Annotated in this window: 13 protein-coding genes and 3 tRNA genes; all 16 read left to right on the top strand. The window is 56.1% G+C overall.

Annotation, left to right across the window (positions count from 1 at the left end; genetic code table 11):
- Nucleotides 1–4 precede the first annotated feature (4 nt).
- On the top strand, nt 5–1951 hold the full coding sequence (locus HMPREF2891_RS01445) for a heavy metal translocating P-type ATPase (protein ID WP_070663670.1): 1947 nt from the start codon (nt 5–7) through the stop codon (nt 1949–1951).
- Nucleotides 1952–2040: 89 nt separating this feature from the next.
- Nucleotides 2041–2113: transfer RNA gene (locus tag HMPREF2891_RS01440), tRNA-Gly, on the top strand.
- 33 nt (nt 2114–2146) lie between these two features.
- Nucleotides 2147–2217, top strand: a tRNA-Cys gene (locus HMPREF2891_RS01435).
- 1 nt (nt 2218) lies between these two features.
- A tRNA-Val gene (locus tag HMPREF2891_RS01430) sits at nt 2219–2293 on the top strand.
- Between the two features lie 91 nt (nt 2294–2384).
- Nucleotides 2385–3434: a lipid II:glycine glycyltransferase FemX gene (locus HMPREF2891_RS01425; RefSeq protein WP_070620114.1), complete on the top strand. Its 1050-nt coding sequence runs from the start codon at nt 2385–2387 to the stop codon at nt 3432–3434.
- Nucleotides 3435–3515: 81 nt separating this feature from the next.
- On the top strand, nt 3516–5513 hold the full coding sequence (gene thrS, locus HMPREF2891_RS01420) for a threonine--tRNA ligase (protein WP_070663669.1): 1998 nt from the start codon (nt 3516–3518) through the stop codon (nt 5511–5513).
- On the top strand, nt 5513–6055 hold the full coding sequence (locus HMPREF2891_RS01415; RefSeq protein WP_070620120.1) for an HIT family protein: 543 nt from the start codon (nt 5513–5515) through the stop codon (nt 6053–6055). Before thrS ends, HMPREF2891_RS01415 begins: the two co-directional genes overlap by 1 nt.
- Nucleotides 6055–6675 (top strand): phosphatidylinositol phosphate synthase, encoded by a 621-nt coding sequence (gene pgsA / locus HMPREF2891_RS01410; protein WP_070663668.1) that lies wholly within the window; start codon nt 6055–6057, stop codon nt 6673–6675. The genes HMPREF2891_RS01415 and pgsA overlap by 1 nt, the downstream gene beginning before the upstream one ends.
- The gene (locus tag HMPREF2891_RS01405; RefSeq protein ID WP_083311183.1) at nt 6672–7562 is read left to right on the top strand and encodes a phosphatidylinositol mannoside acyltransferase; all 891 of its coding nucleotides are present in this window, start codon (nt 6672–6674) and stop codon (nt 7560–7562) included. Before pgsA ends, HMPREF2891_RS01405 begins: the two co-directional genes overlap by 4 nt.
- Nucleotides 7559–8734, top strand: a complete 1176-nt coding sequence (locus tag HMPREF2891_RS01400; RefSeq protein ID WP_070663667.1) for a glycosyltransferase family 4 protein — start codon at nt 7559–7561, stop codon at nt 8732–8734. The genes HMPREF2891_RS01405 and HMPREF2891_RS01400 overlap by 4 nt, the downstream gene beginning before the upstream one ends.
- 2 nt (nt 8735–8736) lie before the next feature.
- The gene (locus HMPREF2891_RS01395) at nt 8737–9243 is read left to right on the top strand and encodes a hypothetical protein (protein WP_070663665.1); all 507 of its coding nucleotides are present in this window, start codon (nt 8737–8739) and stop codon (nt 9241–9243) included.
- Nucleotides 9236–9775 (top strand): NUDIX hydrolase, encoded by a 540-nt coding sequence (locus HMPREF2891_RS01390; RefSeq protein ID WP_186822272.1) that lies wholly within the window; start codon nt 9236–9238, stop codon nt 9773–9775. The genes HMPREF2891_RS01395 and HMPREF2891_RS01390 overlap by 8 nt, the downstream gene beginning before the upstream one ends.
- Before the next feature lie 33 nt (nt 9776–9808).
- Entirely contained in the window at nt 9809–10570 is a 762-nt protein-coding gene (locus HMPREF2891_RS01385; RefSeq protein WP_070663661.1) for a YebC/PmpR family DNA-binding transcriptional regulator, read from the top strand.
- On the top strand, nt 10570–11202 hold the full coding sequence (gene ruvC / locus HMPREF2891_RS01380; RefSeq protein WP_070663659.1) for a crossover junction endodeoxyribonuclease RuvC: 633 nt from the start codon (nt 10570–10572) through the stop codon (nt 11200–11202). Before HMPREF2891_RS01385 ends, ruvC begins: the two co-directional genes overlap by 1 nt.
- A 26-nt stretch (nt 11203–11228) precedes the next feature.
- The gene (gene ruvA / locus HMPREF2891_RS01375) at nt 11229–11819 is read left to right on the top strand and encodes a Holliday junction branch migration protein RuvA (protein WP_070663656.1); all 591 of its coding nucleotides are present in this window, start codon (nt 11229–11231) and stop codon (nt 11817–11819) included.
- A complete protein-coding gene (ruvB, locus tag HMPREF2891_RS01370) occupies nt 11812–12840 on the top strand; it encodes a Holliday junction branch migration DNA helicase RuvB (protein WP_102217713.1) in 1029 nt (342 codons plus the stop codon). Before ruvA ends, ruvB begins: the two co-directional genes overlap by 8 nt.
- Nucleotides 12841–12957 lie beyond the last annotated feature (117 nt).

Genomic DNA, 12957 nt, shown 5'->3' with positions numbered 1-12957 from the left:
ACTCATGCTAGAAAGCCAGATTTTCGTATATGACAATGTGGCTATGCATTCCGTTTTTAAGTTCTTCAAGTCGTACCCGCAAGTTGGTGCAACGCTATTTGTTGGTGTAACGGCCGGCCTCCTTGAGCTTGGCAATGTGGGCTGGGTGCGCTGGTACGTATCCGCGTTCGCTCTTGTAATGGCCCTGATCCTCGCGTGGGACATGGTGAAGGAAATTGTGGGAGGCGCCTGGGGCGTAGACCTTCTGGCCATAACTGCGATAATCTCCACGGTTTTGGTGGGCGAGTATTGGGCCGCCCTGATCGTTTGCCTCATGCTCTCGGGCGGTGAGGCGTTGGAAGACTTCGCCGGTAACAGAGCGAGGTCCCAGCTAACGGGTCTCTTGGAGGGCGCGCCTACCGTCGCCCATGTATTAGATGACGCCGGGGTGCCCAAGGACGTGCCGATCGAAGAAGTTGAACTCGGTGCTCGCCTGCTTGTACGTCCAGGTGAAGTGGTGCCAGTGGATGGCGTATTGGAGTCCGATTTTGCTCTGACTGAGGAATCCTCGCTGACTGGAGAGCCTCTTCCGGTGGAACGCCGCAAGGGAGATGAGCTGCTTTCTGGCGGCGTTAATGGCGCGGATGCGATCATTATGACCGCTACAGCGGTTGCAGCACAGTCGCAGTATCAAAAGATCATTGAGCTTGTTCGACAGGCGCAGGATTCTCAGGCGCCGGCGGTGCGCCTGGCGGATAAGGTTGCGGTTCCATTCACCGTGTTCGCATTCATCATTGCTGGCATTGCCTACTGGATTTCGGGCGACGTAGTTCGCATCGCTGAGGTGCTCGTTGTAGCAACGCCGTGCCCGCTCCTCATTGCGGCGCCGGTCGCATTCCTGGGCGGCATGAACCGTTCGGCGAAGGAAGGCATCATTATCAAAGATTCGGGCACGCTTGAGCGCCTTTCAAAAATCAACACGGTTGCAATGGATAAGACGGGCACTCTTACTTTTGGTGACCCGCAGCTCTCTCACATTTACGTGGCGGAGGGTGTTGACGGGGCAGAACTGTTCTCCATGGTTGCTGCCGTTGAAAGCTACTCCGCACACGTCCTTGCTTCTGCGATTATTGCGGCTGCAAAACAGCTGGACATTCAGGTGCCTTTAGCGCAAAACGTTACCGAGACAACCGGCAAGGGTGTTACTGGAGAGGTACTTGGTCACAAGGTAGAGGTTGGCTCTGGTTCGTGGCTAAGTGATGGCATGAAACAAGTGAAGCTCCATTCTGGGCAGATACTGGTCCACGCGCGCGTTGATGGTAAGTGGGCGGGCGCGTTTAGCCTGGAAGATAAGGTGCGTCCAGACGCGGCCACCACGGTTGCAGCTTTCAAAGACTTTGGCGTAGAACACGTCATGATGATTACCGGTGATGGTGAGGAAACTGCGAAATCCATTGCCGGCATGGTTGGTATTGATGAGGTCCGCTACTCCCTGCTTCCCAAGCAGAAAGTTGACGCAGTGAAATCGGCTAAACATCCGGTTGCGGCGGTAGGCGATGGTGTTAACGATGCTCCCGTCCTAGCAGTTGCAGATGTTGGCATCGCAATGGGGGCGCGAGGCTCATCCGCAGCTTCTGAATCTGCCGATGTGGTTGTGATGCTTGATGACATTTACCGTGCCGCGAGGTCTGTCGCCATCGGTAAGCGAACAATGAGGGTTGCCATGCAAGCGATTGGTATTGGCGTGGGCCTTTCGATAATCCTCATGTTGATCGGTGCAACCGGCATGATGCCGGCTGTAGTTGGCGCGTTCATGCAAGAAATCATCGATTTGGCATGCATTTTGTGGGCACTACTGGCAGCTCGCCCCGGTAAGGACGAGACACCAATCGACGAAGTGCTGAAGAAGTTCGATGAAGAAGGAAGCAGCACAAAGCTGAGTTCTCTACAGTCTTTAATCGTCGAGCCCTAGGCTTGTTGCGCGGATTTGTTCTACTGAAATAAATCGCGTAAAGTAGCGCATGCACCAAATAGCAACGTGCTAAATGGTGCGTCCAGTACGCGGATGTGGCTCAGTTGGTAGAGCATCACCTTGCCAAGGTGAGGGTCGCGGGTTCGAGTCCCGTCATCCGCTCTGTTGGGGCCAGGTCGCTGGTAATCCAACTTTGGTGGGTTGGCCGAGTGGTTAGGCAGCGGCCTGCAAAGCCGTATACACCGGTTCGAATCCGGTACCCACCTCGGGCGATTGGCGCAGTGGTAGCGCGCTTCCTTCACACGGAAGAGGTCACTGGTTCGAACCCAGTATCGCCCACCAATACTTTCTCCTTCCTTGCCTTATTGCGACGGTCTATTCCAAACCGGTTTAACATGTAGCATTGTTGAAGCATCTGTAGACGGGGAGTTCCATGACGTATGAGTTGATTCGCATCTCGGCTGAAGAAATGAAAGTTAAGGCAGCTGGCGTGAAGCCTCTTCCAGTCGAGCAATCTGGTGCATGGGACGATTTTGAAACGCGGGTTGGCCGCAAGGTTTTCGGTCGTTATGAGTTTGTGAAATCCGGGCGGACTATCGCACTAATTTCCCTAACTGAACACGATATTCGCGGCGTGAAGTTCCTGTGGGCAAAAAAAGGCCCCGTTTGGTTGCGTTCGCAGTCGCCTGACAACGAGGCTGCGCTCCGTGAGGCACTTGTCTTAGAGGTCAAGAAACGTGATCCAAAGGTTGCGTTCGTGCGCCTGCACGCGAGGTATTCGGCTCCGGATCTGAAAGAGCTGATTAATACGATGTCCTATGACAGGACGGTCCTCATCGACACGTGCGGTGGCGATATGGAAAAAATGCTTGCCGCAATGCCTAAGGAGGGGCGTCGCTCTATGCGTCGCTCGTTCAAACGCGCGCAAGAGGGGGGAGCTCAGGCGGTTGACCTCACCGATATTGACCGCGAGGCTTTCAATGAGATTTACGATGTCATTGCAGAGACGGCGAATCGAAATGGTTTCTCGATTCACCCGATCAGCGTGTACTGGAACATGCTGGACGCGCTTCGCCCGAATCACGCGCGTCTGTACGGGGTGCGCTACGAGGGTGCCATAGTCGCTTGGGTAATGGTTGTTATGAATGACGGCGAAGCCGCAGCCTACTATGGCGCGCACTCTAGCGCGGGTAGGCAAGTGCTGGCCAGCGAGTACTTGGATTGCTGGACAACTCTGGAGCTGGGCAAAGAGGGCATCGTTAGCCTTGACCTCATGGGCGTGGATTCAACACGGTTCCCTGAACTGTATGAGCTCGGCATATACAAGCGTCGCTTCGCCGCGGCTGCGACCGAGGTCGATGGTGCATGGGATCTTCCAGTTCATCCTGTCCTTTACGATGGGTTGCGCATCGCGAAGCAGGGGAAACGGGCCTATACGGGTGCGCGAGCCCTGGGTGAAAAGCTCCTCAACAAGGTTCGATAGCCGGCTACCTTTTACACTGGACCGTGCGAGCGCGGTACGATAACAACTAGTAATTCGTTTGGAAGATTATTAGGAGTTCTCGTGGCCGAAATCAGGGCGCAAATTGATGGTGAAGAAGTCTCTTTTGAGGCGGGTACCACCGGTACGGAGTTCTTCAAGGATCAGCGCACGATTATCGCGATGCGAGTAAACGGCGAGGCTAAGGATCTGTACCTGGAGATTCCGCAGGGCGCTACCGTCGAAGGCATTGATATCAGCTCTGACGAAGGTTTGGCCATTTTGCGTCACTCGTGTACGCACGTAATGGCACAGGCGGTACAGGACATCAACCCGCAGGTTAACTTGGGAATCGGTCCGCCGGTCAAGGATGGCTTCTACTACGATTTCGGCAACGTATACCCATTTACCCCCGAGGATCTCAAAGAGATCGAGAAGCGCATGAAGCGGATCGTGAAGGAGGGCCAGGTTTTCCGCCGCCGCGTCGTGTCTGCAGAGGAAGCCGAGGCTGAACTGGCTGATCAGCCGTATAAGCTTCACCTCATCTCATCAAAGGGGAATACAGACGCCGAGGGAGCTTCTGTTGAGGTCGGGGGCAGTGAGCTCACGATGTACGACAACCGCAATCGCAAGGATGAGACGGTTTGGACCGACCTTTGCCGCGGCCCACACATTCCTAATACGAAGCTGATCGGAAACGGCTTTAAGTTGATGAAGACTTCGGCCGCTTACTGGCTGGGTAACCAGGCCAACGATCAGCTGCAGCGTATTTACGGTACTGCATGGCCATCGAAGGATGAACTGACGGCTTACATCACCCGTCTTGAGGAAGCTGAGAGGCGTGATCACCGCAAGCTGGGCAACGAGCTTGACCTGTTCTCGTTCCCGGACGAGGTTGGGTCCGGTTTGGCCGTATTCCACCCGAAGGGCGGCATTGTCCGCATGGAGATGGAGGAATACTCACGCAGGCGTCATATTGAGGCCGGCTATGACTTCGTGTACACGCCGCACATCACCAAGGGTGCGCTTTTTGAGAAGTCGGGCCACCTGAGCTGGTACAAGGACGGTATGTATCCGGCTATGCACCTGGACGAGGTTGTTGATGAAGAGACCGGAAAGGTTGTGAAGGAGGGGCAGGACTATTACCTGAAGCCGATGAACTGCCCTATGCACAATCTGATTTTTGCGTCGAAGGGGCGTTCTTACCGCGACCTCCCACTACGTCTGTTTGAGTTCGGCACGGTTTACCGATACGAGAAGTCGGGCGTGGTCCATGGCCTCGCGCGCGGGCGCGGGTTTACCCAGGATGATGCGCACATCTACTGCACGCGTGAACAGATGAAGGATGAGCTAACCGGTCTCCTTGAGTTCGTACTGGACTTGCTTCGCGATTACGGCCTCGATGATTTTTACTTGGAGCTGTCCACGAAGGATCCGAACAAGTTTGTAGGTGACGATGCGACGTGGGAAGAGGCAACTCGTACGCTCGAAGAAGTAGCTACGGCTTCGGGTTTGGATCTAGTTCCAGATCCGGGCGGTGCAGCATTCTACGGCCCGAAGATTTCAGTACAGGCTAAGGATGCTATCGGTCGCACTTGGCAAATGTCGACGATCCAGTTGGACTTCAACCTGCCCGAGCGTTTCGAGCTGGAGTACACGGCGGCTGATGGTACGCGCAAACGTCCGGTGATGATTCACCGCGCTCTGTTTGGCTCCATCGAGCGTTTCTTTGCTGTCCTCACTGAACACTACGCGGGTGCTTTCCCGGCGTGGCTCGCTCCCGTACAGGTTCGGGCGATTCCGGTTGCCGACGTCTTCACGGACTACTTGGAGGAAGTCGCGGGCAAGCTCCGTGCGCAAGGCATTCGCGTAGAAGTGGACAAGTCGGATGACCGTTTTGGTAAGAAGATCCGCAACGCGTCGAAGGATAAGATTCCATTCACTTTGATTGCGGGCGGTGAGGACGCAGAGGCCGGCGCGGTTTCATTCCGCTTCAGGGATGGTTCGCAAGACAACAACGTACCCGTTGACGAGGCAGTAGCACGCATTGTCACAGCGGTGAAGGAACGGCGAAATAACTGATGGAGGTAGAAAGCTCACTTCAGTTTGCGGGGGTCCCGGACGCATTCCAGCGTCTGTGGACGCCGCACCGCATGGCGTATGTTGAGGGCGAAGAAAAGCCGGCAACGACCAGTAGCTGCGACTGCCCCTTTTGTCGCGCGCCTTCGCTAAGCGATGAAGAGGGCCTGATTGTTCATCGAGGTGAGCACGCGTTCGTCCTCATGAATCTATTCCCATATAACTCCGGCCACCTACTGGTATGCCCCTATAGGCATATTTCGCTGTATCCGGACATAAGCGTGGAAGAGCGCAATGAGATTGCGGAGCTAACCGTGCGCGCGATGGAGGTACTCACCACGGCAGTGGGGGCGCAGGGCTTCAATCTGGGGATGAATCAGGGCGAGGTAGCGGGCGCAGGTATTGCGGCGCACCTGCATCAGCACGTTGTACCCCGGTATAAGGGGGATGCGAACTTCTTGCCCGTGATTGGGCAGACCAAGGCTGTGCCGCAGCTGATTGAGGATGCGAGGCAGATTCTGGTTGCAAACTGGGAGCGTGTGTAATGCTCGGAAACCACGGTAGAAGACTGGTAAAGCAGGTTTTCACCGGGCCAGCCAAGTTGCTTGCTCGCCTTGGCGTCACGCCGAACCAGGTGACGGTAGTGGGTACGGTCCTATCTATCGCGGCTGCAGTAGGCCTTTTAGGAACGGGCAAATGGATAATCGGGCCAGTCGTGCTGGCAGTTATCCTGTTCGCAGATTCGCTTGACGGAACTCTCGCGCGGCTGACCGGTAGTTCATCTACCTTTGGGGCCTTCCTCGATTCCACTCTTGACCGGCTCAGTGATGGTGCCGTGTTTGGCTCCCTCACTTTTGCGATTGCCGCGCACTACACTCCTTCCTCGGAGAGAACCTGGGCGTTCATAGCTGGCCTCATTTCAATGATTGGCGCGGTGACGGTTTCATATGCTCGAGCCCGAGCCGAGGCTGTGGGTGCGCAGGCCAAAGTGGGTATTGCGGAGCGTACGGACAGGCTAATCGTCGGACTTGTGGGCGCGTTCCTGGTTGGCTTGGGCCTGCCACTTTGGGTCATGGCGCTCGCCCTCACCTGGGTTGCTTTTGCTTCACTCTTTACAGTGGCCCAGCGCATTTTCGCTGTGAAGCGGGAGCTGAGCGGTAAGTGAGCCACGGCCTCGTTACAACTTTTAAGGCGCTCGAACGCGTACCCCCGCGAGTAGCGGCGGGCCTTGGTCGAGGTAGCGGCGTTGTAGCCTCGTTATTTGACTCCAAGTCCAAACGGCAACTGATTGCAAACCATCAGCGCCTTAGCGATAAGCTGTTGTATGGCGCGCATATTCGCGAGGCATTTGCATCCTATTTTGAAATGTTCGCCCAGTCTCCCTCGCTGCCCGGGTGGAGCAAAGCGCGGATTTCACGAAGCGTGTTCGTTGACGACGATCTCACTCAAGCGGTTGCCCAAGAGGACGGTCCCATCGTTATCGCGATGACCCACGGGGGAAATTGGGATTTAGCTGCGGCGTTCGCCTCGTTTCATCTTGCCCCCGTCGTTACGGTTGCAGAGGTCCTCGAGCCACCGGAGTTATTTAACTACTTTGTGGAAAGCCGCGCAGCGTTTGGCATGAAGGTGTTTCCCGCAAAACGGGGTGTGTTTGAACAGTTGCGTGAATACGTGCGGGGCAAGCGTGTGATGGTTCCTCTGCTTGCAGATAGAGACATTTCTGGTAGCGGCATTGAAGTGGACTTTGGCGGCCACAGGGCACTAGTTGCGGCTGGACCAGCTGCCCTTGCGAGCCAGTTGGACGCTCCGCTATTTGCCCTGCACATGAGCCGCCTGCCGGGTCGGGAAGCAACCTATCATCTGCATGCCAGACAGGTGCAGGTTACCGGCGATGTACCGGCTGACACACAGCGTTGGGTGGACGCTATTGTGCCGCTCATTCGATCGAACCTTGCGGATTGGCACATGATGCAACCGCTGTTTGTAGAGGATTTGGATCCCGCGCGGCTCGCTCGCGCCAGGGAGCGTGCCAAGAGGGAGGACACGCAGTGAAGATCGGGATTGTTTGCCCGTACTCGTTTGATTCGCCTGGTGGCGTGCAATATCACGTGCATGATCTTGCAACCGAGCTTATTCGTCGCGGGCACGAGGTAAGTGTGCTTGCTCCGGTTGAAAAAGCTGAAGTTCCCGATTTTGTTTGTAAGGTGTCTGGGTCTTACTCGGTGCCTTACAACGGTTCGGTTGCCCAGTTGTCCCTTAGCCCCAAGGCGGTGAGTGAAACCAAATCATGGCTTGAAGAGGGCAAGTTCGATGTTGTGCATATTCATGAGCCTCTAGCACCCTCGATCTCGCTGATTGCCTTGGCAAGTTCCAAAAGCCCAATCGTTGCCACGTTCCACACTTCAATGGTGAAATCGAGATCATTGAAGCTGGCCGTCCCGATTCTGCGTCCGCTACTCGATCGCATTAGCGGGCGGATCGCAGTGTCTAACGAAGCACGCCGAACTCTCATTGAGCACCAGGGCGGTGACGCGGTTATCATTCCCAACGGGGTTTATCGCGAGCCGTTTGCAAATGCTCCCGATATTGAAAAGTGGAAGGGCACGCGCCAGCGTCCCACCCTGTTTTGGATTGGACGCATCGATGAACCGCGCAAGGGATTGCACGTGCTTGCCGGCGCAATAGACGAGGTTGTGGCCCGGCATCCGAATGTCCGCTTCATTATTGCTGGGCGCGGCGATGATGCGCCGGTGCGCGAGCTGATGGAGAGGTACCCGGACAACGTCGAGTTTGCAGGGGACGTGGATCCACAGACTCGCAACTCGCTCTATCACGGGGCAACCGCCTATATAGCACCGCAAACTGGAGGAGAGTCGTTTGGGATCGTCCTGGTTGAAGCAATGTCGGCCGGAACGCTGGTGATTGCTTCCGATATTGAGGCTTTTCGCCTCGTGCTCAATGGGGGAGCTCTGGGGCGCTTATTCACTTCGGCTGACTCTGCCGATTTAGCGCGGGTTATTAACGACGTCCTCGCCCGCCCTGAAGAGGCTGCCCGGTTGGCCGCAACGGGGCACGAGGCGTCGAAGATGTACGACTGGGGTGTGGTTACGGACAAGATCCTCGCGGTATATGCCACCGTGGTTGGAACTGCCAGTGTGGAGGTGGAGAACACGGATACGCTGATAGATTCGTTGCGCCAGTATTTTGCTAGCAGAAGGGATTAGCCATGGGAGTAAAGGTTTTGCCTGTAACCCTGGTATTGCTTGTGCTGGTGGGACTGTGGCTGGTTTTGCGAGCGCGGCGAGTAGACCGCTTGCATAGGCAGGTGGAGCAGGCTCGAGTGGTCATGTTCAACCATTTGAAGACCCGCCGGCAAATCCTCAAAACCGCGTTGAACGATGGTTCTTTTGGGGCCGATTTCCCATCCGACGAGTTAGCACAGTTACTTGCAACGGCGCCGGCAGGGCAAAGCGGCCACACGGGAGCAAGCGAATCTGATATTTCAGCCTGGCTCGTGCGGGTTTGGGACCAAGTTGAGCGCGAGAATCCGCAGATTGCCCAAAAACTGCGCACCAATGGCTTCGAACTACGGGCGGCAAGGCGTTTTTATAATCAGCAGGTAGCGCAGGTGGTAAGGCTGCGTTCACAGACGGACGTGCGGATGTTCCATCTTGCTGGGCGCGCGCCAATGCCTGAACCGTTTGACTTCGACGATGAGGCTCCTCGTGCTTGAAAAAGAGTACGAATGGCCGATTGGTGAGGATGGATTACCAACTCGCCATGCGGCTCGAGTCATTTTGATTGACGAGGCGGGCCGCGTGCTACTTGTGCACGGTCATGATGCAAATGATTTGGATCACTCTTGGTGGTTCACGGTGGGCGGCGGCTTAGAAGCGGGGGAGAGCCATCGCGAAGCGGCGGTGCGCGAGTGTTTTGAGGAAACGGGCATCAAGTTGGATGCGTGTGATCTGGAAGGCCCGGTCATTTGCAGGGATGCGAAAATGTTCTTCGCTGACCGCACGCGTAGGCAAATCGAACAGTTCTTTATAGCTCACGTGGCCGCGGTGGAGTTGGACTATTCGCATTGGAGTAACGACGAGCGCAACCTACTTGATGAAATGCGCTGGTTTCATGTGGACGGGGTAATGGAGCTGTGCGGGAGAGAGAATATTTTCCCCAGCCAGTTGCCGCACTTGCTGGCGAAATGGCGAGATAACGAAGGCGTGCGTTCTTGCGTTAAAATCGATGAGTACAATGAAACGTAACTAAGCGGTTAAAACAGTTTTGGGAGGTTCTTCATGTCAGGGCATTCAAAGTGGGCAACTACCAAGCACAAGAAGGCTGCAATTGACGCGAAGCGCGGCAAGCTTTTTGCTCGTCTTGTAAAGAACATTGAGGTAGCGGCTCGCACGGGTGGTGGCGATCCGGATGCTAACCCAACCCTTTACGATGCTATTCAAAAGGCAAAGAAGAACTCGGTTCCCAACGACAACATTGAACGCGCGCGCAAGCGCGGTTCGGGTGAAGAAAGCGGTGGCGCTGACTGGGAAACCATCATGTATGAAGGTTATGGTCCCAATGGCGTCGCAGTTCTAGTTGAGTGCTTGACCGATAACCGCAACCGCGCCGCGTCGGATGTGCGCGTTGCTTTCACGCGTTCGGGTGGCTCGCTTGCCGATCCGGGTTCGGTTTCGTACCTGTTTGCTCGTAAGGGCATTATTGAGGTGCCTAACCAGGGCGATACGGATGAAGACTCGATCCTCATGGCCGTGCTTGATGCAGGCGCTGAAGAGGTAGAGGTCCAGGGCGATGAATTCCGCATCTTGTGTCAGCCAAATGATTTGGTGGCCGTCCGCACCGCTTTGCAGGAGGAGGGCATCGACTACAACTCGGCTGAGGTTGGTTTTGTGCCTTCCACCAAGGTGGAGCTGGAAGCTGAAGGCGTGCGCAAGATCATGAACATGATTGATGCTTTGGAAGAGTCTGACGACGTGCAGGATATCTACACCAATTTCACGGCTTCCGACGAAGTACTAAAGGAATTCCAAGAGGAAGAGTAGTGCGCGTACTCGGTATTGATCCGGGTTTGACCCGTTGCGGCATCGGCGTTGTTGACGTCGATGCCGCGCGTCGTACCAGGCTCGTTCACGTTGGGGTGGCCCGTAGCTCGCAGTCTTTGGCCACACATTTTCGGCTTGCAAAAATTGGGGATGAAATAGACCTCGCAATAAAAACCTACGAGCCCGAGGTAATGGCTATTGAACGCGTTTTCGCTCAGGATAACCTCCAGTCGGTAACTACAACGATGCAGGTCATGGGTGTGGCGATGCTGTGCGCGGGCAGGGCAGGGTTGCCACTCGCGATTCACACACCGTCGGAGGTGAAGGCGGCTGTCACAGGTTCGGGCACCGCTGGCAAGGCGCAGGTACAGCATATGGTTGCGCGCGTGCTTGGATTGACGAAGGTGCCTAAACCGGCTGATGCGGCGGACGCACTCGCAATCGCTATCTGTCACGCTTGGCGCGGTACGGGGCTTCAGGGCGCCGGCCAGGATGGTGATATTAATGTGTCACTGTCCGGTGGCGTGTCCGCTCGAGGCAAGATGACTGCGGCGCAGCAGCAGTGGGCAAACGCGATCGCGGCAACGCGCCGTAAGGGTGCGGTTGATCCCCGTGTCCAGGGTAAGCGTTAGGGTTGTTGCAGGACTAAAGGAGCACAATGATCTCTTCGCTAAGTGGGCAAGTGGCGTCGATCGGCCCGGATTTTGCCGTGATTAAGGCAGGGGCGTTCGGTATGCGGGTGTACATGCCCGGCCGCTCGTTGCTTGAAATTCGCCGTGGCGAAGACGTGGATGTCTATACGAATCTGGTGGTCCGTGAGGATTCGCTGACCCTGTTTGGGTTCCTCCTTGAGGACGAGTCTGAGGCGTTCGATATTTTGCAAGGGGTTTCCGGTATTGGCCCGAAGACTGCACTTGCTGCACTGAACGTGTATACGCCAGATGAGTTGCGAGGCGCTTTGGCCGCGGCTGATGAGAAGATGCTGCAGAAGATTCCGGGCATCGGCAAGAAGTCGGCGCAACGCATGATTTTGGAGATTGGTGACAAGCTCGGGCCGGCGAAGGGTCTTACTTTGGAGCCGCAGCCGGTGGCTGACGAGGTTGCCGATGAGGTCATTGCCGCGCTACAGAGCTTGGGGTGGCAAAAGCAGCAGGCTCAGGCTGCTGTCGATCAGTTCGCGGGTAGCGGTTTGAATGCCTCCGACATGTTGCGCGCCGCGCTGGTCAACCTGGGAGGTAACCGTGGATGAGAATACTGATCGTATAGTGGGCGCGGACGCGGGCGATATAGAGCGCGCAGCAGAAGCCGCTCTACGCCCAAAGCAGCTTGAAGACTTTATTGGCCAGCAAACGGTTCGCGCGCAGCTTGACCTGGTTCTTTCTGCTGCACATCACCGCAACACGACGCCCGATCACATTTTGTTGGCGGGCCCTCCCGGGCTTGGTAAAACAACGCTCGCAATGATTGTGGCAAACGAGATGAACTCTTCGCTGCGGCTCACCTCCGGGCCTGCGATTCAGCATGCTGGGGACCTCGCCTCGATCCTGTCCGGATTGCAGGAGGGCGATATCTTGTTCATCGACGAGATTCACCGCCTTGCCCGCACTGCAGAAGAGATGCTTTACCTGGCAATGGAAGATTTTCGCGTAGACATTATCGTGGGCAAGGGTCCAGGAGCCACGTCAATTCCGCTCACCCTCCCGCCATTCACCGTGGTGGGAGCAACCACCAGGTCCGGCCTGCTTCCCGCCCCTTTGCGCGATCGCTTTGGTTTCACTGCGCACCTGGAGTACTACGAGGCAGATGAACTCGAACTTGTGGTAAAACGCTCGGCAAACCTGCTTGGGGCACGTTTGGATGAGCGAGCGGGCGCAGAGATCGCGCGTAGATCCAGGGGAACACCGCGCATTGCGAATAGGTTGCTCCGCCGTGTCCTTGACTATTCGCAGGTGCACGGCGACGGGCATATTGATCTTGAGTCCACGAGGGCGGCCCTGGAACTGTTCGAGGTGGATCCGCAGGGATTGGACAGGTTGGACCGCGCCGTGTTGGAGGCGTTAGTGCGCCGTTTTGGGGGCGGTCCGGTGGGGCTTGCAACGCTGGCTGTTACGGTTGGAGAAGAGCCGGAAACTGTTGAGACCGTGGCGGAGCCTTACTTGGTGCGGGAAGGTTTCATGATTCGCACCCCGCGCGGCAGAGCGGCAACCGCTCAGGCGTGGAACCATATGGGACTTACCCCGCCAGAGCCGGGAACGCTATTCGACGGTTAAAAGCGCGAATGTGACCAAACGCGAACTTCTTATGGGTACTAGAAGGGTGCATTTGGGCGGCAATAACAATAGAATCACCTAGGATACAAACGATATTTAGGAGTCGACCCTTGGAAT

The sequence above is a fragment of the Actinomyces sp. HMSC065F11 genome (genome assembly GCF_001813085.1).
Classification (GTDB): domain Bacteria; phylum Actinomycetota; class Actinomycetes; order Actinomycetales; family Actinomycetaceae; genus Gleimia; species Gleimia europaea.
The sequence above is the reverse complement of the archived record's forward strand: the minus strand, read 5'-3'. Positions and strand labels throughout refer to the sequence as shown.